At 71.0% G+C, this 25,272-nt stretch carries 19 protein-coding genes; 14 read left to right on the forward strand and 5 right to left on the reverse strand.

What is annotated here, in order from left to right; translation table 11 throughout:
* The first annotated feature begins 7 nt into the window (after nucleotides 1-7).
* The 4 genes from ACYVLP_RS02360 to ACYVLP_RS02375 all read left to right on the forward strand — a co-directional run bounded on the left by ACYVLP_RS02360 (nucleotide 8) and on the right by ACYVLP_RS02375 (nucleotide 7,085).
* Nucleotides 8-4,054: a DNA polymerase III subunit alpha gene (locus ACYVLP_RS02360; RefSeq protein WP_460625729.1), complete on the forward strand. Its 4,047-nt coding sequence runs from the start codon at nucleotides 8-10 to the stop codon at nucleotides 4,052-4,054.
* A 234-nt stretch (nucleotides 4,055-4,288) separates the two neighbouring features.
* A complete protein-coding gene (locus ACYVLP_RS02365) occupies nucleotides 4,289-5,053 on the forward strand; it encodes a class I SAM-dependent methyltransferase (protein ID WP_460625730.1) in 765 nt (254 codons plus the stop codon).
* A 123-nt stretch (nucleotides 5,054-5,176) separates the two neighbouring features.
* Nucleotides 5,177-6,556: a DNA polymerase IV gene (gene dinB, locus ACYVLP_RS02370; RefSeq protein ID WP_460625731.1), complete on the forward strand. Its 1,380-nt coding sequence runs from the start codon at nucleotides 5,177-5,179 to the stop codon at nucleotides 6,554-6,556.
* A gap of 124 nt (nucleotides 6,557-6,680) precedes the next feature.
* The gene (locus ACYVLP_RS02375) at nucleotides 6,681-7,085 is read left to right on the forward strand and encodes a DUF3040 domain-containing protein (protein ID WP_452267805.1); all 405 of its coding nucleotides are present in this window, start codon (nucleotides 6,681-6,683) and stop codon (nucleotides 7,083-7,085) included.
* Nucleotides 7,086-7,255: 170 nt separating this feature from the next.
* On the opposite strand, the gene ACYVLP_RS02380 is transcribed toward ACYVLP_RS02375, so the two are convergent.
* Together ACYVLP_RS02380 and ACYVLP_RS02385 are read right to left on the reverse strand one after the other, a co-directional pair.
* Complete coding sequence (locus ACYVLP_RS02380) at nucleotides 7,256-7,744, reverse strand: DUF456 domain-containing protein (protein WP_460625732.1); 489 nt, start codon at nucleotides 7,742-7,744, stop codon at nucleotides 7,256-7,258.
* 108 nt (nucleotides 7,745-7,852) lie between these two features.
* A complete protein-coding gene (locus ACYVLP_RS02385) occupies nucleotides 7,853-8,077 on the reverse strand; it encodes a DUF7455 domain-containing protein (protein WP_460625924.1) in 225 nt (74 codons plus the stop codon).
* A 366-nt stretch (nucleotides 8,078-8,443) separates the two neighbouring features.
* Between ACYVLP_RS02385 and ACYVLP_RS02390 the strand changes: the two genes are divergently transcribed.
* From ACYVLP_RS02390 to ACYVLP_RS02420, 7 genes are all read left to right on the forward strand, one after another.
* Entirely contained in the window at nucleotides 8,444-10,579 is a 2,136-nt protein-coding gene (locus tag ACYVLP_RS02390; RefSeq protein WP_460625733.1) for a DNA gyrase/topoisomerase IV subunit B, read from the forward strand.
* A 378-nt stretch (nucleotides 10,580-10,957) separates the two neighbouring features.
* Nucleotides 10,958-12,007: an AAA family ATPase gene (locus ACYVLP_RS02395; protein ID WP_460625925.1), complete on the forward strand. Its 1,050-nt coding sequence runs from the start codon at nucleotides 10,958-10,960 to the stop codon at nucleotides 12,005-12,007.
* 22 nt (nucleotides 12,008-12,029) lie between these two features.
* Nucleotides 12,030-12,917, forward strand: coding sequence for a DUF58 domain-containing protein (locus ACYVLP_RS02400; protein ID WP_460625734.1), 888 nt, complete (start codon nucleotides 12,030-12,032; stop codon nucleotides 12,915-12,917).
* Nucleotides 12,904-13,383: a hypothetical protein gene (locus ACYVLP_RS02405; RefSeq protein ID WP_460625735.1), complete on the forward strand. Its 480-nt coding sequence runs from the start codon at nucleotides 12,904-12,906 to the stop codon at nucleotides 13,381-13,383. The genes ACYVLP_RS02400 and ACYVLP_RS02405 overlap by 14 nt, the downstream gene beginning before the upstream one ends.
* On the forward strand, nucleotides 13,374-14,363 hold the full coding sequence (locus tag ACYVLP_RS02410) for a vWA domain-containing protein (RefSeq protein WP_460625736.1): 990 nt from the start codon (nucleotides 13,374-13,376) through the stop codon (nucleotides 14,361-14,363). The genes ACYVLP_RS02405 and ACYVLP_RS02410 overlap by 10 nt, the downstream gene beginning before the upstream one ends.
* A complete protein-coding gene (locus tag ACYVLP_RS02415; protein WP_460625737.1) occupies nucleotides 14,360-15,370 on the forward strand; it encodes a VWA domain-containing protein in 1,011 nt (336 codons plus the stop codon). The genes ACYVLP_RS02410 and ACYVLP_RS02415 overlap by 4 nt, the downstream gene beginning before the upstream one ends.
* Nucleotides 15,367-16,215, forward strand: a complete 849-nt coding sequence (locus ACYVLP_RS02420; protein WP_460625738.1) for a hypothetical protein — start codon at nucleotides 15,367-15,369, stop codon at nucleotides 16,213-16,215. Before ACYVLP_RS02415 ends, ACYVLP_RS02420 begins: the two co-directional genes overlap by 4 nt.
* A gap of 12 nt (nucleotides 16,216-16,227) precedes the next feature.
* On the opposite strand, the gene ACYVLP_RS02425 is transcribed toward ACYVLP_RS02420, so the two are convergent.
* The 3 genes from ACYVLP_RS02425 to ACYVLP_RS02435 are packed head-to-tail and all read right to left on the reverse strand — an operon-like array spanning nucleotide 16,228 to nucleotide 20,530.
* The gene (locus tag ACYVLP_RS02425) at nucleotides 16,228-17,367 is read right to left on the reverse strand and encodes a sucrase ferredoxin (RefSeq protein WP_460625739.1); all 1,140 of its coding nucleotides are present in this window, start codon (nucleotides 17,365-17,367) and stop codon (nucleotides 16,228-16,230) included.
* On the reverse strand, nucleotides 17,364-19,853 hold the full coding sequence (locus ACYVLP_RS02430; RefSeq protein WP_460625740.1) for a DNA gyrase/topoisomerase IV subunit A: 2,490 nt from the start codon (nucleotides 19,851-19,853) through the stop codon (nucleotides 17,364-17,366). The genes ACYVLP_RS02425 and ACYVLP_RS02430 overlap by 4 nt, the downstream gene beginning before the upstream one ends.
* Before the next feature lie 56 nt (nucleotides 19,854-19,909).
* Complete coding sequence (locus tag ACYVLP_RS02435; protein WP_460625741.1) at nucleotides 19,910-20,530, reverse strand: nitroreductase family protein; 621 nt, start codon at nucleotides 20,528-20,530, stop codon at nucleotides 19,910-19,912.
* Nucleotides 20,531-20,585: 55 nt separating this feature from the next.
* Here ACYVLP_RS02435 and ACYVLP_RS02440 point away from each other — a divergent pair, with 55 nt between their 5' ends.
* From ACYVLP_RS02440 to ACYVLP_RS02450, 3 genes are all read left to right on the forward strand, one after another.
* A complete protein-coding gene (locus ACYVLP_RS02440; RefSeq protein WP_460625742.1) occupies nucleotides 20,586-23,279 on the forward strand; it encodes a bifunctional acetate--CoA ligase family protein/GNAT family N-acetyltransferase in 2,694 nt (897 codons plus the stop codon).
* Between the two features lie 120 nt (nucleotides 23,280-23,399).
* Complete coding sequence (locus ACYVLP_RS02445) at nucleotides 23,400-24,002, forward strand: DUF5998 family protein (protein ID WP_460625743.1); 603 nt, start codon at nucleotides 23,400-23,402, stop codon at nucleotides 24,000-24,002.
* Nucleotides 24,003-24,113: 111 nt separating this feature from the next.
* The gene (locus ACYVLP_RS02450; RefSeq protein WP_460625926.1) at nucleotides 24,114-25,265 is read left to right on the forward strand and encodes an alkaline phosphatase family protein; all 1,152 of its coding nucleotides are present in this window, start codon (nucleotides 24,114-24,116) and stop codon (nucleotides 25,263-25,265) included.
* Nucleotides 25,266-25,272 lie beyond the last annotated feature (7 nt).

Consider the following 25,272-nt stretch of genomic DNA (forward strand, 5'->3'; position numbering starts at 1 on the left):
CAGTGGCATGACGAGCACCACCAGCACAGCGACGACAACCGGTACGACCAGCACGACGGACGCCACCAGCACGATCGGCGCGGCCGGCGCGACCAGCAGTGCGACGGACGCGACCGGCCGCAGCACCGGCACAGCGCACCGTGCGCCGATCGAGACCTTCGTGCACCTGCACGTCGCGTCGGGCTACTCGATGCGCTACGGCACGGCCAAGCCGCATGAGCTCGTCGAGCGGGCCGCCTCGTGGGGTCAGCCCGCCCTTGCGCTGACGGACCGCGACGGACTCTATGGCGCAGTGAAGTTCGTCCGGTCGTGCATGGACCACGGGGTCGCCCCGATCCTGGGCGTCGACCTCGCGCTCGGCGCAGATGCGCCGGAGCGCCGGGCAAAGGCGGTCCGGACCCCGGTGCGGGGCGGTGCCCTCGTCGACCCGCGGCTGCCCCGGGTCACGGTGCTCGCGCGAGGGAGCGCCGGCACCGGCCTGTCCCCGGGGGAGGGATGGGCTGCCCTCTGCCGGCTCGTTACGGCGACCCATCTGCGCGGCGAGCGAGGCACCCCCGTCACGACAGCGCGCGTCGTCGCCGACCACGCCGGAGCGCCACCTGGGCCCGGGGACCCCGCCGTCCGGCATACCGGCCCGGCGGCCATGGCGTGCGAGGAGTCGACCCGAGTCCCGCGGCTGGTCGTCCTGCTCGGGCCCGACTCCGACGTCGGCCGCGAAGTGCTCGCCAAGCGGCACGGCCGCGCCAAGGCGGCGCTCGAGCGCTGGGTGGCGCTCCTGCCACACGGCGGCGTCGTCGTCGAGGTGGTCTGCCACGGAGGCCCTGAGCACCTGCCCGGCAGCCTCGGCCAGGCGGGCCGGATGCTTGCCCTGGCGCGGGAGGTCGGGGTGCCGAGCGTCATCACCGCTGCTGTCCGCCACGCCGACCCGCAGGACGCCGCCATCGTCGACGTGCTCGACGCCGCTCGTCGGCTCGTGGCGCTCGACGAGCGCCACCTCGACCGCGTCACGACGGCGGGCCACCTGTCGCCGACGCCGCTCATGCACGCCTTGGCGCTCGATGTCGTCCAGGTCTCCGGTCCTGGCCTGGTCGGTGGCGGCGCCCTCGCGCGCGAGCAGGCCCGTGCGCTCATCGCCCGCACGACGACGCTCGCCACCGAGTGCATCCAGGATCCGCGGGCCGACCTCGGCATCGGCTCGGTGCACCTGCCAGAGCCAGGCGTCCTCGGGATCCGGGCCGGGGTCAACCCGCAGCAGGTCCTCGCGCGTCGGTGCCGTGAGTCGATCGCAGCCCGCTACCCGGGGCGCTCCGAGAGCGAGCTCGCCGCCGTGAGCGACCGGCTCGAGGACGAGCTCGCCGTCATCGACTCCCTCGGTTACGCGACGTACTTCCTCACCGTGGCGCAGGTCTGCGACCTCATCCGCGAGATGGGGGTTCGCGTCGCAGCGCGCGGCTCGGGCGCCGGCTCGCTCGTCAACTACCTGCTCAGCATCTCCGGCGTCGACCCCATGCGGCACGGCCTGCTCATGGAGCGGTTCTGCTCGCCCCTGCGGGCCGAGCTGCCCGACATCGACATCGACGTCGAGTCGGCCCGCCGCACCGAGATCTACGAGCGGGTGCTCGAGCACTTCGGCGGGGAGCGGGTCACGTGCGTGTCGATGATGGACACCTATCGAGTGCGACATGCGATCCGCGACGCCGGGGCCGCGCTCGGCCTGCCTCCACCCGAGGTCGACGCGATGGCCAAGGCGTTCCCGCACATCGCGGCGCGCAACGTCCGCTTCGCGCTCGCCGAGCTGCCCGAGCTGCGGGCGAGCGGGCTCGACGTGCCACGCCTGCAGCTGATGTTCGACATCGTCGAGCGGCTCGACGGCCTGCCGCGGCACATCGCGCTACACCCGTGCGGCGTGGTCCTGTCGGACTCCGGACTCCTCGACCGCACCCCGGTCGAGGCGAGCTGGCTCGGTTTTCCGATGAGCCAGTTCGACAAGGACGACGTGGAGGAGCTGGGGCTGCTCAAGCTCGACGTCCTCGGCATCCGGATGCAGTCGGCGATGGCGCACGCCGTCGACGAGATCGAGCGGGTCGACGGCCTCCGGGTCGACCTCGACGACGAGGGTCAGGTGCCGTTCGACGACGAGGCCACCTTCGAGCTGGTCCGGTCGACCCGGACGCTCGGCTGCTTCCAGATCGAGAGCCCAGGGCAGCGTGAGCTCATCGGCAAGTTCGGGCCACAGAGCTTCGACGATCTCATCATCGACATCTCGCTCTTTCGCCCCGGGCCGGTCAAGAGCGACATGATCATCCCGTTCCTCAACGCCCGACAGGGCTGGAAGGACCCGTCCTACCTCCACCCGACGCTCATCCCGGCGCTCGAGCAGACCGAGGGGGTCGTCGTCTTCCACGAGCAGGTGCTCATGATCGTCGCCGAGACGACCGGGTTGACCCTGGCCCAGGCCGACGAGGTGCGGCGGGCGCTCGGCACGACCGACGGGCAGGCCTCGGTCGAGAGCTGGTGGCGGCCGGCCGCAACGGCGCGGGGCTACGACCCCGACGTCGCGGACAAGATCTGGGAGGTGCTCAAGGCGTTCGCGTCCTTCGGCTTCTGCAAGGCGCATGCAGCGGCCTTCGCCCTGCCGACCTACCAGTCCGCCTGGCTCAAGGCGCACCATCCGGCCGCCTTCCTCGCCGGGGTGCTCACCCACGACCCAGGCATGTACCCCAAACGCCTCATTCTCGACGACGCACGTGCGTTCGGCATCGAGATCCTCGGCCTCGACGTCAACGCGTCGACCGGCACCTACCGGTTCGAGCGCACCGAGGACGGCCGGGAGGCGATCCGGCTGTCGCTCGCCGACGTGAACGGCATCAGCGGGGTCGAGGTCGCCCACGTCGTCGCCGGTCAGCCCTACACCAGCCTCTCGGACTTCTGGCAGCGCGCCCACGTCTCGCGTCCGGTGGCCGAGCGGCTCGTGCTGGCCGGTGCCTTCGACACGATCCACGCCATCGACCTCGGCGGGCCGTCCCGCCTCGACGAGGGCAGCGGCCGGGCAACGGTCCGGCGCGCGCGCAGCGGGCTGGGTCGCCGCGGGAAGGTGACCCGCCGCGACCTGCTGCTGCACGTCGCCGAGCTCGACCGGTGGTCGGCCTCCCAGCGGTCCAGTCGCGCGGTCTCCGCCGCGGACCGGTCGCGGCGGCGGGTGACGTCGGTGTCCGCCGACGGCGACATCAGAGCGCTGGCGGCCGCCCAGTCACAAGCGCCCGCGAGCGTCCCCGACCAGATGCCCACCCAGATGGCCCTCGACCTCGGCGACGCCCCACGGCTCTCGGCGACGAGCGGACTGCCCGAGATGACCGGTCCGGAGCGGGTCCGGGCCGAGCTCGAGGTGCTCGGGCTCGACGCGAGCGGGCACGTCGTCGACTTCTACGCCCCGATGCTCGACGCGCTCGGCATCACCCGCGCCAGGGACCTGCTGACCGGGCGCAGCGGCCGGGAGGTCTGGGTCGCCGGCGTCAAGGTGGCCACCCAGACGCCACCGGTGCGCTCGGGTCGCCGGGTGGTGTTCCTCACCCTCGACGATGCGACCGGACCGGTCGACCTGACCTTCTTCGAGGATGTCCAGGGGCCGTATGCCGCCACCGTCTTCCACTCGTGGCTGCTGCTGTGCCGCGGTCTGGTCCGTCGCACCGGCCCGAAGGGCCTGTCGATCCGGGCCACCGGGGCGTGGGAGCTCAGCGCGCTTCAGGACGCCTGGACGACCGGGGGGATCGGCGCCGTCCGGGATGCGCTCGACGCGGCCGACCGGACCGCGTGGGAACGGGCGGCGGCCCTCAGCGGTCCGGGCGAGGCGCCCCGCGGGGTGGGCGAGACCCGCGATGGGCGCAGGGTGCTGGTCCACGCGTCGGGGTTCAAGCAGTCGCCGTACGCCGACATCAGGCCGGCGGGCGAAGAGGTCCGCGGTGCCCGCGGCACGTCGGGGCTGGTCCCCGCCGACGCCGTCGACGAGCCGCCACGCAAGCTCTGGCATGCGAGTCCCGGCAGCGCGGGGCACTAGGGTGAACCTGCACACGAACCGCCCCACCACCGACCACTCGACCGACCATGTGACCGGCAGCGCGGCCGACCATGTGACCGGCAAGCAGGCTGACCACCTGATCGGCCATCCGGCCCGCCAGCACACCCAGCGCCACCGCGGGCGCGGGGCCGATGCGACGGCCGTCCGGCAGACAAACCGGCACGCAACCCGGCACGCAGGCCGGTTCGCGCGACCCAGCAGACGGAGGATCCCGTGCCCGACGAGCACCGCCCCCAGCGACGTGGTGGGGTCCGGCCCTCTGCTGTCGTCTCGGCCGTGGCCCGGCTTGCCGCGGAGTGCTCCGAGCGCCTCGGCCGCCCGATCGAGGTTCTCGACCTGGGTGGCGGGACGGGCGGTGTCGCGGTCCCGCTCGCCGAAGCCGGCCACCGGGTCACCGTCGTCGACCCGAGCCCCGATGCCCTCGCTGCGCTGGCTCGACGGGCTCGCGAAGCCGGCATCGTCGACCAGGTCAGCGGGGTGCAGGGCGACGGCGACTCGCTCAGCACGGTCCTTGCCGGTAGCCAGGTCGACCTGGCTTGCTGCCACGGCACCCTCGAGTTCGTCGACGACCCGGCAGCCACCCTGCGCGCGATCGGCGCCGCGCTGCGGCCGGGCGGGGTGCTCTCGCTCCTCGTGGCCGGACGTCTCGCGGTCGTGTTCGCCAAGGCCATCGCCGGAGAGTTCGCGCAGGCCCGGTCCGCGCTCGTCGACCCATCGGGCCGCTGGGGCAGCACCGACCCCCTGCCGCGCCGGTTCGACGTCGACGAGCTCGAGGCGCTCCTCGCCGAGGCCGGCTTCACCGAGGTCCAGGTCCGCGGCACCGACATCCTGGGGCATCTCGTCCCGGCGTCCCACATCGACTCCGACTCCGACCGCGCGGCGCTCGCCGAGCTCGACGACCTGCTCGTCACCGGCCCCGGCCGGGAGTTCCTCCGGACGCTCGGCTATGCCTTGCACGTCGTCGCTCGCCGCGGCTGAGGTCCCGCCGGCTGTGCCGCGCCGGAATGCCGTCCGGCCGGCACTGCCAGCGCCGTCGCGCCCTTGCCTCCCCGGTCACATCGGGTCACCGACGACTGGCGGGTGTCGCCGCGAGGGTGCACGGTGAGTCGCCGACAGTTCGCGGCGCCGACCCGTAACGACGCGGAGCCGCCCGACGACACCGGGTGCACCGTCCTGCATGTCGACATGGACGCCTTCTACGCGTCGGCGTCACTCATCTCCCGGCCCGACCTCAAAGGCAAGCCGGTGATCATCGGCGGGGCGAGCGGTCGGTCCGTCGTGCTGTCGGCGACCTATGAGGCCCGGGCCTTCGGAGTCACCTCCGCCATGCCCATGGCACGCGCGCAACGGCTCTGTCCGCAGGCGGTCATCATCGAGCCCGACCATCGGCGCTACTCGGCGATCTCCGACGCCGTCATGGCCACGTTCGCCTCGATCACCGACAACGTCGAGCCGCTGTCCCTCGACGAGGCCTTCCTCGACGTGTCCGGGGCCGTGCGCCGCCTCGGTCGCCCGACGGCCATCGCCGAGCAGCTGCGCGACACGATCGCCGACGAGCAGGGCATCACCTGCTCGGTCGGCGTGGCCTCGACCAAGTTCGTCGCGAAGCTGGCCTCCAACCTCGCCAAGCCCGATGGCCTGATCGTCGTGCCCCGCGACGAGGTTGTCTCGTTCCTGCACCAGCTGCCGGTCGGTGCCATCTGGGGAGTCGGCGACAAGACCGAGGAGCAGCTGCACCGCCTCGGCCTGCGCACGGTGGCCGACCTCGCACACACCCCCGTGGAGACCTTGCAACGAGCCCTCGGTGACGTCGCGGGCCGCAGCCTGCACGACCTCGCCTGGGGTCGTGACCCGCGCACCGTGGTCCCCGAGCGGCGAGAGAAGTCGATCGGCGCCGACGAGACCTTCTCGCATGACATCGACGACCCCCTCCGGATTCACCGGGAGCTGCTCCGGCTCGCCGACCGGACGGCGGCGCGCGCACGCGCAGCCGGGATGACCGGGCGGACCGTGTCGATCAAGGTCCGTTTCGCCGACTTCACGACCATCACCCGGGCCAAGACGCTGCGCCACCACACGGACGTGTCGAGGGACATCTTCGCCACGGCGCGAGAGCTCTACGACCGGCTGGGTCTGCAGCGGGCGCGCATCCGGCTCGTCGGGGTGCGGCTCGAAGGCCTGGTCCCGACGGCGGCGGCCCCGATCCAGGCGCGCCTCGACGAGCCGGAGCACGGATGGCGGGAGGCGGACCGGGCGGTCGACCGCGCCGGAGCGCGGTTCGGTGCCGGCTCGGTGCGCCCCGCGAGCCTGCTGCCCGACCAGCCCGCCCGTCCCGATGACCCCGACCCTCGCGAGGCGCGCCGCAGGTCGAGCCCACCGGCGCAGCGCCGGACCGACCCCTGGACCCGCCGCGGCGAGGCCCGGCGGGCGGTCGACCGGCCGGCCGGGGACCGCAAGGACCCGCCGACGGAACCAGCGTGACCGACCTGACCTCCCCTCAGGTTCCCATCGCGGGCAACGCGACTTATCCTGAAGGAAAGCAACACGTGTCGGCTGGTTCGACATACGATTGCGAAACAGTCGAGATCGCACAGGGAGGTGCCGAGTGGCACTCTCGGAACACGAGGAAGCCCTGCTCCAGCAGATGGAGGAAGCCCTCTACGCCGAGGATCCGCGGTTCGCGTCACGGATCCAGAAGTCGAACTCGCGAGTCCTGGGCCGAGGCCGCATAGTGGCCGGCGTCGTGGCCGGCGTGGCCGGCCTGGCACTCGTCGTGTTCTCCGCCATGAGCAGCGCCATCTGGCTCGGCGCGGTCGGCTTCGCGATCATGGTTGCCGGCATCGTCTACGCGATCACGCCGTCCAAGACCAAGTTGGCCGCAGTGGGAAACGACGGCAACCCCAAGCCCCGCAGCGGCAGCGGCGGAGCGAAGACGGGTCCATCGAAGCAGGCGTCGTTCATGGAGCGCCTCGAGGAGCGGTGGGAGAAGCGTCGCCGCGACCAGTGGTGACAAACCCAGACATTTGACGACGGCCGCCGGACGATGTCCGGCGGTCGTCGCGCTGTGCGGGCGCGGCCCGCCCCCGTGCTGGCGCAGTGGTGCCGCTCCGCCGACCTGCTCGGACGCAGGCCCGCCGCATCAGGGATCGACGCCTCCGAGCGCGACGGCTCAGAGTTCGATCAGGGGCGGGTGAGGTAGACCGCGAGGCCCCACGTCGTCATGATGGCGAAGGCCGCGAGCAGCTCGATCCCCATGTTGAGGCCGACGGCGCGGATCGCCTGCCCCGTGGCCCGCCAGGCCGCCGTGTGCTCGCGGTGCTTGGCCAGCTCCAGCAGGTAGATGGCCAGGACGAACGCCAGTGGTCCTCCGACGACAGGCACCACGAAGAACCCGACGACCGCGACGCCCAGCGCGACCGCGACGACCCAGGAGTCGACCCCGGCCTTCTTCATCCGCCGCCCAGGCAGGAGGTACTGCAGGACGATCGCAGCGGCATACAGCGCTGTGGCGGTGCCGAAGACCAGCCAGCCCGTGGTGCCTTGGACCTCGAGCGCCCACACCAGGGTGGCCGCCCACACCAGCATGAGCCCGGGCAGCACCGGCACCACGATCCCCGCGGTCCCCACGAGCATCGCGAGGAACACCAGGACGTTGGTGCCGGTGATCACAAGGCACCTCGATCAGGGGTGACCCCGACCGGCCCGACTCCGCGACGGTTCGCAGGCACGGGACTCAGCGGGAGGCGGGTGATATCAGTGTCTCGGACGGTCCAGGGATCAGCGCTCGTCGAAGGACGCCGAGGTTGCCGTCTCGTTGAGCCGCTCGGACTCGTCGTGGATGTCGATCGCCTTGTCCATGAGCGCCGGGATGTGCTGACGGCCGTGGTGTGCGCAGAAGAGGAGCTCACCGCCGGTGACGAGGCGGGCGCGGATGTACGCCTGGGCCCCACACCGGTCGCAGCGGTCTTCTGCCGTCAACTCGGGTGCCAGTGCTGTCGTCATCTCTGTGCTCGCCTTCTTTCTCTTCCTCATGGGTCCCGTCCTACGGACCCTGTCACGTACCTACGACGCTCGACGCGGGCTTTTCGTGCCCGGCCGCACCTCGCGGACGTTCCAACAGTGAATCACGTCGAAACCTTCCCGGCGGCGAGGCTGCGGGCAGCTGCTGCTCCTCGCACCCGGATCGTTACGTGTCAGCCGTCCACGAGTACCTCGCACATCGGGGCGGCCCCGGGACAGAGCGGTCGGTCTCGACCGGTGGACCGCGAGCCTGCGTGGCCCCGTCGGCGCGGGTCGTTAGGCTGCCAGTGCCGGCCGGCATACACCTGCCGACGGACTGCTCACCGAACGAAGGAAGACCGACTCACCGTGGCCTCCGCCTCCCGCCCCGCACCCTCCGGCAACGGCGACTACACCGCTCGCCACCTCCAGGTCCTCGAAGGGCTCGAAGCGGTCCGCAAGCGGCCGGGCATGTACATCGGGTCCACCGACCAGCGCGGCCTCATGCACTGCCTGTGGGAGATCATCGACAACGCGGTCGACGAGGCCCTGGCCGGAGTCTGCACGGACATCTCGGTCATCTTGGGCGCCGACGGCTCGATCGAGGTGCGCGACAACGGACGCGGCATCCCGGTGGACATCGAGCCCCGCACGGGCCTCTCCGGGGTCGAGGTCGTCTTCACCAAGCTGCACGCGGGCGGCAAGTTCGGTGGCGCGTCGTATGCCGCCACCGGTGGCCTTCACGGGGTCGGCGCCTCGGTGGTCAACGCGCTGTCCTCTCGCCTCGACGTCGAGGTGGAGCGGGCGGGCAAGACCTACGGCATGAGCTTTCGCCGCGGCGAGCCAGGCACGTTCACGGACGCCGCAGGTCGCCCACACTCGCCGGAGTCGTCCTTCACGCCGTACGAGAAGAAGAGCGCTCTGCCGGTCATCGGCAAGGCGCGGCGTGGCGCGACCGGGTCGCGGATCCGCTTCTGGCCCGATCGTCAGATCTTCCTCAAGGACGCGGAGCTCGACTACCCCGCCATCGCCGACCGGGCGAGGCAGACCTCCTTCCTCGTGCCTGGGCTGCGGCTCGTCCTGCGCGACGAACGGGGCCTGCCTGGCACGCCCAGCGCCGATGGGCCGGTCGAGGAGGTCTTCCAGCACGACGGCGGCATCACCGACTTCGTCGAGTTCCTCGCGCCGGACGCCGCGATCACCGACGTCTGGCGCCTCGAGGGATCGGGCACCTTCACCGAGACCGTGCCCGTGCTCGATGTCAACGGCCACATGACGCCGACCGAGCTGGAGCGCGAGTGCGAGGTCGACGTCGCGCTGCGCTGGGGCCAGGGCTATGACACGAAGGTCCAGTCCTTCGTCAACATCATCACGACGCCGAAGGGCGGCACCCATCTCGTCGGCTTCGAGCAGGCCCTGCTCAAGGTCTTCCGGCGGCAGCTGGAGGTCAATGCGCGGCGGCTCAAGGTCGGCAGCGACAAGCCGGAGAAGGACGACATCCTCGCGGGGATGACCGCGGTCGTCACCGTGCGCCTCGCCGAGCCCCAGTTCGAGGGCCAGACCAAGGAGGTCCTCGGGACCAACGCCGTGCGCGCCATCGTGGCGCGGGTGGTCGAGGAGGCGCTCGGCTCCCGCCTCGGATCGACCCGTCGTGCCGACAAGGACCAGGCCACCCGGCTGCTCGAGAAGGTCGTCTCCGAGATGAAGACGCGCATCAGCGCGCGTCTGCACAAGGAGACCCAGCGCCGCAAGAACGCCCTGGAGAGCTCCTCGCTCCCGGCGAAGCTGCGGGACTGCCGCACCACCGACGTCGACCGCTCCGAGCTGTTCATCGTCGAGGGCGACTCCGCCATGGGGACCGCGAAGGAGGCCCGCAGCTCCGAGTTCCAGGCGCTGCTGCCGATCCGGGGCAAGATCCTCAACGTCCAGAAGGCGACGATCTCGGACATGCTCAAGAACGCCGAGTGTGCCTCGATCATCCAGGTGATCGGCGCCGGCTCCGGCCGGACGTTCGACCTCGACGCCGCCCGCTACGGCAAAGTCATCATCATGACCGACGCCGACGTCGACGGCGCCCACATCCGCACGCTGCTGCTCACGCTGTTCTTCCGCTACATGCGCCCCCTCGTCGAGGCCGGGCGCGTCTATGCGGCCATGCCCCCGCTGCATCGCATCGAGGTGATCAACCAGGGCTCGAAGAAGAACGAGCTCATCTACACCTACAACGAGCTCGAGATGCGGCGCACCGTCTCGCGGCTCGAGAAGAGCGGCAAGAGGATCAAACAGCCGATGCAGCGCTACAAGGGCCTCGGTGAGATGGACGCCGACCAGCTCGCCGACACGACCATGGACCCGCGTCATCGGACCCTGCGCAAGGTGACGATGCGCGACCTCGAGGCCGCCGAGCGGATCTTCGACCTGCTCATGGGCAACGAGGTCGGCCCTCGCAAGGACTTCATCATCGAGTCCGCCGCCGACGTCGACCGTGAGCGGATCGACGCCTGAGGCGCAGGCCCGGCCTCCGAGGAGCCGGGTCCCCGGGGAGTCTGCCGGGCCCTTCCGGGCGCCCCTTCAGGGCTGAACACCACCGCGTCGCACAGCCCTCGTGCTTACGATGTCGGTGCCGGCGCGACTCCCTCCGCCGGCAATCGTCGAGAAGGGGAATCGATGGTGGGCAACGTCAATGCGGAGGAGTCGGTCGCCGACGAGCAGCCGGACGCGTTCCGAGCGGGCCACGACAGCTACGCCGTGGATCTGCCGGCGGGCGCGCGTCCGGGCGCTGAGGCTGCGGCCGGCATCGCAGGGGCGGCGTGGGGCTCCGACGGCACGATGACCTCCGACGGCACCATGACCTCCGACGGCACCATGACCTCCGACGGCACCATGAACCCCGACGGCAGCACGGGCTCACCCGGCGCCCCAGCGCTCATCACCTCCTCGCCTCCGGCTGCCCGGTACCTCACGCCGGACGAGCTGCACTGGGCTGGGGAGACCATCGAGGCGATCTCGACCGCGTTCGCTTCGAAGGTGGTCGGCCAGTCGCGGCTCCAGGAGACGCTGCTCGTCGCGCTGCTGACCGGCGGGCACGTCCTGCTCGAGAGCGTGCCTGGCCTGGCCAAGACGACGGCGGCTCAGACGATCGCCCAGGCCGTCGGCGGCCGGTTCCACCGGATCCAGTGCACGCCCGACCTGCTGCCGAGCGACATCGTCGGGACCCAGGTCTACAACCAGCACTCTGGGACCTTCGAGACCCAGCTCGGGCCGGTCCACGCGAACTTCGTACTGCTCGACGAGATCAACCGCAGCAGCGCCAAGACCCAGTCAGCGATGCTCGAGGCGATGCAGGAGCGACAGACCTCGATCGGCGACCGCAGCTATGCCCTGCCCGACCCGTTCCTCGTGCTTGCGACGCAGAACCCCATCGAGCAGGAGGGCACCTACCCGCTGCCCGAGGCCCAGATGGACCGCTTCATGCTCAAAGACGTCCTCGACTACCCGTCGCCGGCCGAGGAGGCCGAGGTGCTGCGCCGCATCGACTCCGGTGTCTTCCTCAACGCTTCCAGGCCCGTGGTGTCGATCCCCGACGTCAAGCGCCTGCAGGGACTTGTGGGCCGGGTCTACATCGACCCGGCCATCGTCAACTACGTCGTCGGGATCGGCTACGTCACGCGCCACCCGCGTGACTACATCGAGCCGCGTCTTGCGGCCTACGTCGACTTCGGCGCGAGCCCCCGCGCGAGCATCGCGTTCACGAGCGCGGCCCGGGCTCGGGCGCTCATCGACGGGCGCAACCACGTGGTCCCCGACGACATCAAGGCACTGACGCACCGGGTGCTGCGACACCGTGTCACGCTCGGTTTCGAAGCAGCCGCGGACGACATCGCCGTCGAGACCGTTGTCGACGCCATGGTGAACGGCATCCGTACTCCCTGACCGGGACTCGGGGGAGACAGCCATGCCGACGACGCTGCTGACGAGGGTGAAGAGCAAGCTCTTCGTCCACGCCCGGCGGCGGTCTCGCAGCCTGCTCGAGGGGGAGTACTCCTCGGTCTTCCACGGTCGCAGCCTCGACTACGACGACCTGCGCGCCTACGTGCCCGGCGACGAGGTGCGCGACATCGACTGGAAGGCCACGGCACGGCACCAGGCGCCGCTCGTCAAGCGGTACGTCGCGACGCGCAAGCAGAACCTCATGCTCGTCATCGACACCGGTCGAGGGATGGCTGCTACGACGAGCAGCGGGGAACCGAAGAAGGACGTGGCGATCGCCGCGGCCGGGCTCGTCGGGTACCTCGCCCAGCGACACGGTGACCTCGTCGGGCTCGTCCGCGGCACCGCAGCATCGACCGTCGCTCACGACATGCGCGGCACGGAGGCGCACCTCGAGCTGCTCTTGCGCGCGGTCGACTCGGCCACCCGCCTCGACGGCGACCAGAGCAACCTGGCCACCCAGCTGCGCTGGATCGTGCGCAACGTCCGGCGCCGGCTCGTGCTCCTCGTCGTCGCCGACGACAAGGAGCTGGACCCGGCGCTCGACGACCTGCTGCGCCGGCTGCATGTCCAGCACGAGATCCTCTGGATCACCGTGGAGGACGCCGATCCGACGGCGATCGGCGGCGACCGGACGGCATACGACGTGGCCGACACGTACACGCTCCCGACGCTCGTCCGCCTCGACCCGAAGGTGAGGCGCGCGTATGCCGCTTCCGTGGACGCACGCGTCCGCCGCACGAGTGAGCTGCTGGACCGGCGAGGGATCAACCACGCGCGGCTGGGCTCGAGCGACGACGTCGTGACGACCGTCTTCGCCCTGCTGGAGAGGCAGCGTCGTGCTCGCCGCTGACCCGCCACCGGGCTTCTACGCTCCCGATCCCTATGCCACGAGGTGGCTGTGGATCGGGATCGGGATCCTCGGGCTCGTGGCCGCGTGGTACGCGTGGGTGTGGTGGTCGACCCGCAGGCGCACCATCGTCATCCCGCCCCGCATCACGGCCGACCGGCTGACCCGCCTGCGCGCGGACTACACCCGTCAGATCGACGTGGTGCTCGACCGCGCAGCAGCCGGTGAGATCACCCAGCGCCGGGCTCACCAGCAGCTCAGCGTCCTGGTGCGCCACTTCGTCGAGGAGGTCTCGGGGATCCACGCGCCGACGATGACGCTCACCGAGCTGAACGCCCGTGGCGCGCGCCTCGAGCCCGTCTCCGATGTGGTGGGCACCTTGTATCCCGGCGAGTTCGGCCCACACGAGACCGCCACGCTCCTTGGCGCGGGCACCGTCGCGAAGCAGGTGGTCGCGCGATGGAGCTGACCGGTCTCGACCTCAAGTCGCCGGCGACCCTCACGCTCGGCCTCATCCTCGCCGCCGCGCTCGCGTATGCGGTCTTCCGAAGGCTGTCGCGGCGGGCCGTGCGCGAAGGCGCCGCCGTTGCGAACTCCACCGCTCTGACCGACCTGCCCGAGTACCGCCGGGCCCTGCGCCTGCATCGGGTCCGGATGGTCGTCCTCGCCGCCAGCGGCGCCCTGCTCGCCGTCGCTGCGCTCGTCGGCGCCGCTCGACCGTTCGACACGACGGTCGACAAGCCTCAGACCCGCAGTCGCGACATCATCATGTGTCTCGACATCTCCGGGTCGATGGCCGCGTACGACGCGGCTGTCGTGGCGACGTTCAAGTCCCTCGTTCAGAGCTTCGAGGGTGAGCGGATCGGCCTCATCATCTTCAACAGTTCGGCGGCGACCGTCTTTCCGCTCACCGACGACTACGACTTCATCAACGGCGAGCTGGACACGGCCGCGAAGGCTCTCGCCGGAGACCCCGACTACGACTCGTTCTTCGCCGGCACCTTCAACGGACGGGGCACCTCGCTCATCGGCGACGGGCTCGCGACGTGCGTGTCGAGCTTTGACAAGGTCGACGTCCGACGGGCGCGCTCGGTCGTGTTCGCCACCGACAACCATCTCGCAGGGCGCCCGATCATCGACGTCGACGAGGCGGGCGAGCTCGCCAAGGCCAAGGGCGTGCGGGTCTACGGTCTCAACCCCGAAGAGGACGGGGCAGACCAGGAGGCCGCCCAGATGCGCTCGATCGTCACGGGGACGGGCGGTCACTACTACCCGATGAGCGACCCTTCGGCGGTGCGCGGGATCGTCGAGGCAGTCCAGTCGCAGGAGGCCACCCTCATCGACGCGGCCTCACGGGCGCTCTACTCAGACAACCCGACCGGGCCCATCCTGCTCGCCGGAGTCGGCCTGGTCGGCGTCATCGGCGCGAGCCGACGGTGGGCATCATGACTGTGCTCCCGATCGCACCCTGGCCGCTGCTCGTGGTGGCCGTCATCGGTGGTCTCGCCGCCGTGTGGTGGAACCCGACGTCCCGGACCGTCCCCGGAGAGTCGAAGACCACGCACTGGCGACTCACTGCGGCGGTGATCCTGCTCGGCGTGGCTGCCTTCAGGCCGGCTGTGCCCGGCGACGAGGTGGACACCACCGCGGCCAACCTCAACGTGTACTTCGTCGTCGACACGACGAGCAGCATCATCGCCGAGGACTACGGCGACGAGCGGCCGCGCCTCGACGGCGTCGCGAGCGACATCGCGGACATCGCGACCGCTCTGCCAGGTGCTCGCTACTCGGTCCTCACGTTCGACCAGGCGGCGCGCGTGCGGCTGCCCCTCACGACCGACACGACCGCGCTGGATGCCGCACTCGAGACCTTGCTGCCGGAGCCGTCCGAGGTCTCACACGGGTCGTCGGTCACCGAAGCGAACGACAGATTGAAAACACTTCTGCAGCAGTCGGACTCACGACAGCCGGAACGTGGACGTATCGTCTACTACTTCGGGGACGGCGAGAACACCGCACCCGCCCCGCCGGCACCCTTCGACATCGACCGGCGCCTCATCAACGGCGGGGCGGTGCTCGGCTACGGCACGACAGAAGGCGGACGGATGAAGGCGACCCGGTCCCGGTTCGACTCCACCACGTCATACATCAAGGACCCGACGACCGGCGAGGACGCCCGGTCCGTGATCAGCGAGCCCACCCTGCGGGCGATCGCCGACCAGCTCGGCCTGACGTACGTGCACCGTGAGTCGGGAGACTCCATCGGCCCGGCCGTCGACGGCGTCGACCTCGAGCGGTTCGGCACGAGCGAGGAGATCGAGAAGCACAAGGTGCTCTCCCGCCGCGAGCTCTACTGGCCGCTTCTGCTCGGTGTCGCCGGCATCGCCGCGTGGGAGGTCGGCGCAAGCGTGACCGCCCTCGTTCAGACCCGCCGCAGAAGGGAGGCGCAGCGGTGACCCTTGTCGACGATCGTCCTGCCTCGGCCGGCGAGCCGCGGCAGTCCCGGCGAGCACGGTTCGGCCGCGGGTCAGCGGCCGGCGAGCGAGTGCGCCAGCCGCTGACCCCCCGCATGCGGCGCCGACGCCGACGGCTGCTGCTGGCGTCCCTGCCTGTCGTCGTCCTCGCGGTACTCGTCGCCCTCAAGCTGCTGTCTCTCAACCTCGTGCACAGCCAGACGCTCGCGGCATACCAGGAGGGCGACAAGGCGGGGACGATGACCTGGGGCGAGCGGCAGGGCTGGGTCAACATCGTCGAGCAGTTCCGCTCGCCGTTCGCCATCGGCGACGCGCACCTGCTGACCGGGCACTACGACCTCGCACGGCCGTGGTTCGAGCAGGCCTTCGAACAGGTGCCCAAGGGTGGGATCGACGACTGCAAGGTCCGGGTCAACCTCGGCCTCACCTACGAGGCACTCGGCGACGCCGCGAAGGCACGCGAGCGGACCGACGAGTGGCGGCAGTACTACGACAAGGGCATCAAGATCACGAGCGAGCGTCCGCCGCTGTGCGACCTGCCCGAGGGCCAGCGGACAGGAGACCAGCTCCAGCAGGCGCAGCAGCGGATGCAGGAGAAGAACTCCGACACCCCGGCGCCCGACCAGCAGCAGGAGCAGGGCCCGCAGGCAGGCCCCGCCGACCCGGCCCAGCCGACTCCCGACCCTGGCAACACACCCAGCCAGGAGGAGCAGGACTACCTGCAGGAGCAGCAGCGTCAGAACACGATCGAGCGCAACCAGCAGCAGGGCAACGATGATCGGACGGCACCCGATGGAGGCTCCGACACCTACCCCAAGCCCTGGTGAAGCGCGGTTGGCTCAGGCGCCGAATGTGATCGTCGGCCGGTGCTCGAGCACCTCGACCGCGGCCTTGCCGCACGACTCGGGCCGGGTCCTTCCGGCCGGGACGCGATCGACGCGGACCTCCCAGGTACGGCCGTCGGCATGGTGCACGCTCACGTCGAAGCCGTCGCCCGCGGGCACCGGCTCGTCGGCCCACACCGCGGGCAGATGGGTCTCGCCGATCTGGGCTCGCACGTGGGACTCGGCGCTCTGCGCGGGTGCGGAGAGGCCGGAGCGGCCCCGGTCGTGAACCGTGCCGAGCAGCTCCTTCGGAGTGTGGCCCGTCAGGCTGGCCCCGAGCACCCACTCCGCCGAGGTGTCGTCGATGCGGGCATAGGTCTGGCCCCAGGGCAGCAGCACCGCCGTCGGCGCGAACCGGTGACCGCCCGTGTGCGAGACCTCCCACACGCGGCCGGGCGCGAGACGTGCGGCGTGGGCGGCGAGTGGGCGTCCACGCACGGCGCAGCAGACGTCGCGGCGCCCGTTGGTGCAGACCAGAAGCGTGGGCTCCGCTTCTTGCGCCCCGGGCAGGGAGGCCTGCGCCAGGGCCCGGCTCCCACGCTCGAGAGCGCCCCAGTCGAGGCCCAGGAGACCTCCGATGTCGGTGACCTGTGCTCCGAGGAGCCAGGCGTCGCCCGGAGCCCCGCCGGCATAGGCGAGAAAGACCTGCCGCGGCCCTGTGTTGTCGGGGTGGCCGCCAGGCCGTCGAATGAGCATGAACCGCCCGCCCGCAGCGGCGGAGCGGGCGTCGATCTCGCCACCCAGCTCGTGGTCGAGGTGTGACTCCCGAGCCGCGTCCCGGCCCCACGGCCCGGACTGCTCGAGGATGACGAAGAACCGGGCCCGCGCGGCGGTACCGAACGCGCTCGTGCCGTCGTGGTCCCACAGCACCGAGCAGGCATCGGCGGCGGGGCTGCCGTAGCCGGTGGTCGACGGGTGCACATCGTGGTCGACGGGGCCACCACCGACCTCGCCGTCGGGCAGGTGCCCGGATGCCTTGGACGCCGTTCCCGCCTTGGGTGACGAGGCCTTGGGCGACGAGGCCTTGGTCGCCGACGCCTTCCGCGTGGCCTCCCTCCTCGTGGCCTCCCTCCGCGTGGGCGCCTTCGGCGTCACTGCCCTGCCTCCTCAGAGGCCCCGGCTGAGTGCTCGATAGCAGGTGGGCCGGCCACCTGGGCGATGACCGAGGTCGTCGGGGTGCCCGAGCCGTCACGTCGGCCGTCGGCCGTGGGGAGGTCGATCGCGACGCCGTTGGCGGCCGCGGCGCGGGCGGGCACGTTACCCGCGAACGCAACGACGAGCGTGTCCTCACCCTTGAGGAAACGGTGGCAGCGCACGCCGCCGGTGGCGCGGCCCTTGGGTGGGTACTCGGCATACGGCGTCACCTTGAGCGAGCCACCCTGGGTGCCCGGCAGTGCGCCCGAGGACCCGGCCGCGGTCACGACGATGCCGTCTCGGCTGGGGTCGACGACACCGAAGTAGGCAGCTCGGGCGCCGGCGGAGAGCTTGATCCCGGCCATGCCTCCCGCCGAACGCCCTTGGGGCCGAACGGACTTCGCCGGGAATCGAAGCAGCTGGGCGTCCGAGGTGACGAACACGAGGTCGAGGTCTTCGCCCGCGGCGACACCGGCCCCGACGACGCGGTCGCCGTCCTTCAGGCTGATGACCGACCAGTCGTCGTTCTTGGGTGCCTCGGGGGTGACGCGCTTGACGACACCGGTCGCGGTGCCGAGCGCGATGACCGGGGCCTCCGCCCCGATCGGCAGGATCGTGACCGGGTCCTCGCCCTTGGGCAGGTCGACGTATGCCGCCAGCGGGGCCCCGCCCGAGAGGCTGGGTGCGCCGTTCGTCGGGGGAAGGGTAGGCAGGTCGAGCGCGGACAGCCGGAACATCCGTCCGGCCGAGGTGACGAGGCCGAACTCGCCGCGGGCCGTCGTCGCCACCGCGCCGACCACCACGTCGTGCTTCGACCGAGACCCCTCGGCCGGGACGGGGTCGGCGCTTCCGGTGCGGGCCAGCAGGCCGGTCGACGACAGCAGGACCCAGCACGGGTCGTCGGCGATCTCCAGCGGCGACGACGAGGACGCGGTCGCGCTCACGCCGGAGCTCTCGAGCAGGACGGTGCGCCGCGGCGTGCCGTGGCTCTTGGCGACCTCGGCGAGCTCGTTGGACACGAGGCGCATGAGCAGCTTCTCGTTCTCGAGGATCGCGCGCAGCTCCTCGATGCCGCGCTCGAGGTCCTCCTTCTCCTTCTCCAGCTCGATCCGGGAGAACCTGGTCAGGCGCCGCAGCTGCAGGTCGAGGATGTAGGTCGCCTGCGGGTCCGACAGGTCGAACACGTCGATGAGCCGGGTCTTGGCCGCCGCCGCGTCGTCGGAGGACCGGATGACCTGGATGACCTCGTCGATGTCAAGGATCGCGATGAGCAGGCCCTCGACGAGGTGGAGGCGCTCCTGCTTCTTGGCGAGCCGGAAGGCGCTGCGCCGGCGGACGACGTCGGTGCGGAAGTCGACGTAGACCTTGAGCAGCTCCTTGAGGCCCATGGTGCGCGGCTGCCCGTCGACGAGCGCGACGTTGTTGATGCCGAAGTTCTCCTCCATCGGCGTCAGCTTGTAGAGCTGCTCGAGGACCGCGTCCGGGTTGAAGCCGTTCTTCACCTCGATGACGAGGCGCAGGCCGTGCTTGCGGTCAGACAGGTCCTTGAGGTCGGCGATGCCCTGGAGACGCTTGCTCTGGACGAGGTCCTTGACCTTGTCGATGACCTTCTCGGGCCCGACGAGGTAGGGCAGCTCGGTGACGACGATCCCCTTGCGGCGCGGGGTGATCGCCTCGATGCGGGCCGTGGCCCGGGTGCGGAAGCTGCCCCGGCCGGTGAGGTATGCGTCGCGGATGCCCTCGAGGCCGACGATGCGCCCGCCGCAGGGCAGGTCGGGTCCCGGCACGAACTTCATGAGGTCCTCGAGCGAGCACGTGGGGTTCGCGATGAGGTGCCGGGCCGCGCCGATCACCTCGACGAGGTTGTGGGGGGCCATGTTGGTGGCCATGCCCACCGCGATGCCGGAGGCGCCGTTGACCAGGAGGTTCGGGAACGCGGCCGGCAGCACGCCGGGCTGCAGCTGCGTGTCGTCGTAGTTCGGGACGAAGTCGACGGTGTCCTCGTCGAGCCCGGCGACCATGAGCAGGGCGGCGTCGGCCATCCGGGCCTCGGTGTAGCGAGCCGCGGCAGGCCCGTCGTCGAGCGAGCCGAAGTTGCCGTGGCCGTCGATGAGCGGCAGCCGCAGCGTGAACGGCTGGGCCATGCGCACGAGTGCGTCGTAGATCGCCTGGTCGCCGTGCGGGTGGTACTTGCCCATCACCTCGCCGACGACGCGCTGGCTCTTCACATGGCCGCGGTCGGGGCGCAGGCCGAGCTCGTTGGCTCCGTAGAGGATGCGGCGCTGGACGGGCTTCAGGCCATCACGAGCATCGGGCAGCGCCCGCGAGTAGATGACGCTGTAGGAGTACTCGAGGAAGGCGTTCTGCATCTCCTCCTCGACGTCGATGCCGACGATCTTCTCCTCGAAGTCCTCGGTGGGAGGCGGGGTGGTCGTGCGTCGCGCCATGCCGGGTGGTGCTCCTTGCCGGTCGTCGGTGAACACCCCATCTTCGCGCAGGCCGTTCAGTCGTCCTCACGTGCCACGCCGAAACGCCCCCAGTGGGCCACCTCGCGGCCGGTGCGTCGATGCCGCCGCAGGCTCGGGCTCTTGGGGCCAGGGACGGCATACCCGATCGACACCACCCCGATGACGGTGCGGTCCTGCGGGATGCCGAACGCCTCGTGAACGGCGGAGTGCCGCTCCGGCGGGACGCCGAAGAACAGGCTGCCCAGGCCCTCGTCGGTCGCCGTGAGCAGGATGAGCAGCGAGGCCATCCCCGTGTCGATGTACCAGTAGGGCACCGGCCAGCGCGACTCGTCACGGTCGGTCCAGCCCTTGTCGGGAGCGGCATACCGGTCGAGGTAGGCGTCCTTGTCGGACAGGCACAGCACGAGCACCGGAGCCGCCCGTATGCCGTCCAGCCAGGGGTCGCTCGGCCCGTCCGGGTCCGTCGTGACCGCCCAGAACGCCTCGCGCTCAGCCGTTGTCGTGAGCACCACGAAGTCCCAGCCCTGGCTGAACCCGGCGCTGGGAGCGCGCACCGCGTTGGAAAGGGCCCGCTCGACGACCGCGAGCGGCACCGGGCGGTCCGGGTCGTAGCGACGGACCATCCGGCGGTTCCTGACGACCTGCGAGAACTCCATGCCGCCCACGATGCAACACGATCGCGCGCTTCGCAGGACATGACACGATGTGCGCATGGTGGACGGTTCGGAGCCCACGACGCCGGCCCAGGTTGCAGACGAGGACTGGCCCGCGGCCCCCCTGGAGTGGGAGGCGGACGTCGTCCTCCGCGACGGCTCTGTCGCGCACGTCCGCCCGATCACGCCGAAGGACGCCGACGGCCTCCGGTACTTCCACAGCCGCCAGTCGGACGAGTCGATCTACCTGAGGTTCTTCGCACCGCTGCGCGAGCTGAGCGACCGCGACGTGTACCGTTTCACCCACGTCGACCACCACGACCGCGTGGCGCTCGTGGCGACCCTCGACGGCGAGATCATCGGCATCGGCCGCTACGACCGGATCGACCCCAGCTCGGCCGAGGTCGCCTTCAACATCTCGGACCACTTCCAGGGCAAGGGGATCGGGTCGGTTATGCTCGAGCACCTCGCTGCCATCGCGCAGGAGCTCGGCATCTCACGGTTCACCGCCGAGGTGCTCCCCCAGAACCGCAAGATGCTCGCGGTCTTCCGCGAGGCCGGCTACGAGGTGACCCACCACATCGAGGACGGCGTCATCGAGGTCTCGTTCGACATCCTCCCGACCGAGCAGAGCAAGGCGGTGCAGCTCTCGCGCGAGCACCGCTCCGAGTCGCGCAGCATGCGCACGATCCTGTTCCCCGAGCGGGTGGCGATCATCGGGGCGAGCCGCAACGACCAGTCCATGGGGTCGCTGCTCATGCGGAACCTGCTCGCCTACGGCTACCAGGGCGAGGTGTACCCGATCCACCGGGAGGCCGACGAGATCCAGGGTCGCACGGCGTACCCCACCATCCGGGACGTGCCGGAGCCCGTCGACCTCGCGATCGTCGTGGTCCCGGCCGAGCAGGCCGTCGAGGTCGTCAAGGACTGCGGCAAGGCCGGGGTCAAGGCTCTGCTCGTGCTGTCGTCCGGGTTCGCCGAGGCCGGCGACGAGGGGGTTCGCCTGCAGGAGAAGCTGCGCCGCCGGGTCCGGCGGGCCGGCATGCGCATCGTCGGGCCGAACAGCTTCGGCCTCATCAACAACGACCCGTCGGTGCGTCTCAACGCAACGATCGCCGCAGTCGTCCCGGACCATGGGCGGCTCGGGCTCTTCGCCCAGAGCGGCGCCCTCGGCGTCGCGGTGCTGGCCTCCGCGGCCCGCCGGGGCCTGGGCATCTCGATCTTCGCCTCGGCCGGCAACCGGGTGGATGTGTCGGGCAACGACCTCATGCAGTACTGGATCGACGACCAGGAGACCGACACCGTCGGGCTGTACCTCGAGTCGATGGGCAACCCGCGCAAGTTCTCCCGCATCGCGCGGCAGCTGGCCTCGGTCAAGCCGGTCGTCGTCGTCTCGTCCGGCGTGTCGAGCTTCGCCGCGCCTCCCGGCCACCGCACCCGCGTGACCAACGTCCCGCGTCAGGCGTTCAGCGCCCTGCTGCGCCAGGCAGGCGTGATCCGTGTCGAGAACATCCACCAGCTCTTCGACGTCGCTCAGCTGACGCTGCACCAGCCGCTTCCCCAGGGCGACCGGGTCGCCATCGTGGGCAACTCGGATGCCCTCGGTGCCCTCAGCGCCAGCGCCTGCGTGAGCTGGGGCCTGCGGGTGACGCACGGCCCCGTGTCCCTCCTTCCCCATGCCTCGGCCGAGGAGTTCGCGGACGCGCTCGACGCAGCCTTCGCCGACCCCGAGGTCGACAGCGTCGTCGCGGCCTTCATCCCGCCGCTGCTGATCCAGGACGAGGAGGTCTCCGGGGCCGTTCAGAAGGTTGTCGCCAGATACGAGAAGCCTTGCGTCGCAACGTTCCTGGGTATGCGTGGTGTTGACGGCCTGAGCTACGTGCAGCCCGACGGAGTGCCGCGCTCGGTGCCGTCCTACGGCATGCCCGAGGACGGCATCAGGGCGCTCAACGCAGTCACGCGGTACGCCCTGTGGAAGCAGCGTGACCGCGGCACGCCGGTGGCACCCGTCGGGCTCGACCGCCAGCGCGCCTTCGGTCTCATCGAGCGATACCTCGCCGCGGCGCCCGAAGGGCGGGCCCTGACCAGGGACGAGGCGCGCGAGCTGCTCGCGGCATACGGCATACGGCTGTGGCCCGCGGTCGAGGTCACGGGGGTCGAGGCCGCCGTGGCGGCCGCCGACGAGCTGACCTACCCAGTGATCCTCAAGTCGACCTCCCCGATCGTGCGGCACCAGCCCGGCCTGGTCGGCGTGCGGGGCGACCTGGTCGACGCCGAGTCGGTCCGCGACGCATACGCCTCCCTGAGCCAACGGCTGGGCCCCCTCGGCGCGGACCGGTTCGTCGTCCAGCGGATGGCCGTCCCCGGCGTGTCGTGTGTGATCCGCGCCAGCGAGGACCCGCTGTTCGGACCTGTGGTGAGCTTCTCCGTCGCCGGACCACCGACCGAGCTGCTCGGGGACATCGCCTACCGGGTCCCGCCGCTCACCGACGTCGACGTCACCGACCTCATCGACGGGGTCAAGGCGGCTCCGCTGCTCGCGGGCCATCGGGGCGCCGCGCCGGTGCACCGTGCCGCGCTCAGCGACCTGGTGGCCCGTCTGTCGGTCCTGGCCGACGACCATCCCGAGCTCGCGTCCGTCGAGCTCAACCCGGTCAACGCGTGGACCGGGGGAGTCGACGTGCTCGGCGCCGAGGTCGTCGTGCGCCCGGCCCTGGTCCGCAAGGACACCGGCCGGCGACGGATGACCTAGGCGAAGCGCCGCCGGACCGCCCCGCCGGATTCGCGTGGGAGCCCACCGGGGCCGCTCCTCGTGGCGACCATCGGGGGACAGCGACCCGGCCAGAGGGCCTCCGGGTGCAAGGATGGGGGCATGCGACGCGTCTCCCAGGGCACCGGACGGGCCCTTCCCGAAGACCTCACCGAGGCGATCACCCGAGCCGGGTACTACCCGTCGCTCGTCTGCGACGTGGTCGAGTCGGCGGTGGGCGACGACGAGGTCGTGTCGCACCTCGTGCACCAGGAGACGACCTTCGACCACGAGACGGTCCGCCGCCATGTGACGGTGCTCGTCGTCACCCCCAAGCGGCTGGTCATCGCCCATGCAGACGACCACGCCGAGTCCGACGACAAGCTCATGGCCACTGCGACCACCGAGACGGTCCCGCTGGCTGCGGTCCGCGGCGTCATGCTGACCCACGTCGTGTCGGAGCCCGACACCTTCGCACCGGGCACGCACGGACGCGACCTCACGCTCACGCTCGGGTGGGGAGCAGTGAGCCGGCTCGACATGATCCCGGCCCAGTGCGGCGACCCGGACTGCACGGCCGACCACGGCTTCGAAGGGACCATCGCCTCCGACGACATCTCCCTGAGGGTCAGCTCCGCAGCCGACGGCGAGGAGGCGGTCGGCAAGGCCATGGAGTTCGCGCGGGTGTTGTCGGCCAGTATCGGCACCGGCACGGCGGCCCTCTGACCCGTGGCCGGATCTGAGACACCCGTGTCCCAGTCCTCCAGCGAGCCGGTGGCCCGCGAGGAAGCCCCCGCCCTCGGTGACGGACGCGGCACGGCGCCGCGCGAGGTCCCCATCGACTGGACCGGCGGCTCGGCCCGCGAGGGCTGGTCCCGAGGCACGCTCGCGTCGGTGCTCCCTTCGGTCGCCGAGGGACTCGGTGTCCCGCGGTATGCCGGCCGCGACGTCTTCGGGCTCCCTGCGGTCCCGCGGACGGTCGTGGTGCTCGTCGACGGGCTCGGGTTCGACCAGCTGCGCCAGCGCAGCGGGCATGCCCCGTTCCTGCGCTCACACCTGGATCGCGCGGCCCGGGTGCCGTGTGGTTTCCCCACGACGACCGCTACCTCGATGGGGTCGTTCGGCACCGGTCTGCCGCCCGGCTCCCATGGGCTGGTCGGCATGCAGGTGCTTGACCCGGAGACCGACCTGATCGTCAACGAGCTGTCGTGGGAGAACGGTCCGGACCCCCTTCGCTGGCAGCCCCACGAGACCGTCTTCGAGGCCGCTGAGAGCTCCGGCGTCTCGGTGACCATGATCGGGCCGTGGTACTTCAACGGCTCGGGACTGACCACGGCGGCCCTGCGCGGGGCGAGGTTCAAGGCCGGCGCCACGATCGAGGACCGCGTCGACGCCGCCGTGACCGCGCTGCGCGCCAGCCGGCGAGCACTCGTGTACCTCTACTGGGGCGAGGTCGACAAGGTCGGCCACGTGCACGGCTGCCAGTCGTGGCAGTGGGGCGACGAGGTCGAGTCGGTCGACCGGGCGCTCGCGCGCCTTGCGGCCTCGGTGCCGGATGACACCTCGATCGTCGTCACGGCGGACCACGGCATGGTCGACGTGCCCTTCGCCGACCGCATCGACCTGGTCGACGAGCCGGACCTCATGGCCGGCGTGCGTCACCTCGGCGGAGAGCCGCGCAGCCTGCAGATCTATGTCGAGCGGGGGGCCGCGGCTTCGGTCGCCAGCGCGTGGGAGGAGCGGCTTGCCGGGCGCGCCTCGGTCATGACGCGTGAACGGGCCGTCGACGAAGGCTGGTTCGGTGCCGTGCGGCCGGAGGTGCTCGACCGGATCGGTGACCTCGTCGTGTCGATGGAGACTGAGTTCGCCGTGGTCCACTCGGGGCTCATGCGTCCCGAGATCGTCGCACTCCTGGGCCTGCACGGCTCCACCAGCGCAGCGGAACTCGCCGTGCCCGTGGTCGTGGTGCCACCTCGTCGCGGCGCCTAGGGTGGGG

The sequence above is a fragment of the Intrasporangium mesophilum genome (assembly GCF_054783095.1).

Coding starts and splice junctions, on each gene's coding strand:
- ACYVLP_RS02360 (WP_460625729.1), top strand. CDS start 8: ATGACGAGCACCACCAGCACAGCGACGACAACCGGTACGACCAGCACG.
- ACYVLP_RS02385 (WP_460625924.1), bottom strand. CDS start 8,077: ATGACGACAGCACTGGCACCCGAGTTGACGGCAGAAGACCGCTGCGAC.
- ACYVLP_RS02395 (WP_460625925.1), top strand. CDS start 10,958: ATGAACCCCGACGGCAGCACGGGCTCACCCGGCGCCCCAGCGCTCATC.
- ACYVLP_RS02400 (WP_460625734.1), top strand. CDS start 12,030: ATGCCGACGACGCTGCTGACGAGGGTGAAGAGCAAGCTCTTCGTCCAC.
- ACYVLP_RS02410 (WP_460625736.1), top strand. CDS start 13,374: ATGGAGCTGACCGGTCTCGACCTCAAGTCGCCGGCGACCCTCACGCTC.
- ACYVLP_RS02415 (WP_460625737.1), top strand. CDS start 14,360: ATGACTGTGCTCCCGATCGCACCCTGGCCGCTGCTCGTGGTGGCCGTC.
- ACYVLP_RS02430 (WP_460625740.1), bottom strand. CDS start 19,853: ATGGCGCGACGCACGACCACCCCGCCTCCCACCGAGGACTTCGAGGAG.
- ACYVLP_RS02435 (WP_460625741.1), bottom strand. CDS start 20,530: ATGGAGTTCTCGCAGGTCGTCAGGAACCGCCGGATGGTCCGTCGCTAC.
- ACYVLP_RS02440 (WP_460625742.1), top strand. CDS start 20,586: ATGGTGGACGGTTCGGAGCCCACGACGCCGGCCCAGGTTGCAGACGAG.
- ACYVLP_RS02445 (WP_460625743.1), top strand. CDS start 23,400: ATGCGACGCGTCTCCCAGGGCACCGGACGGGCCCTTCCCGAAGACCTC.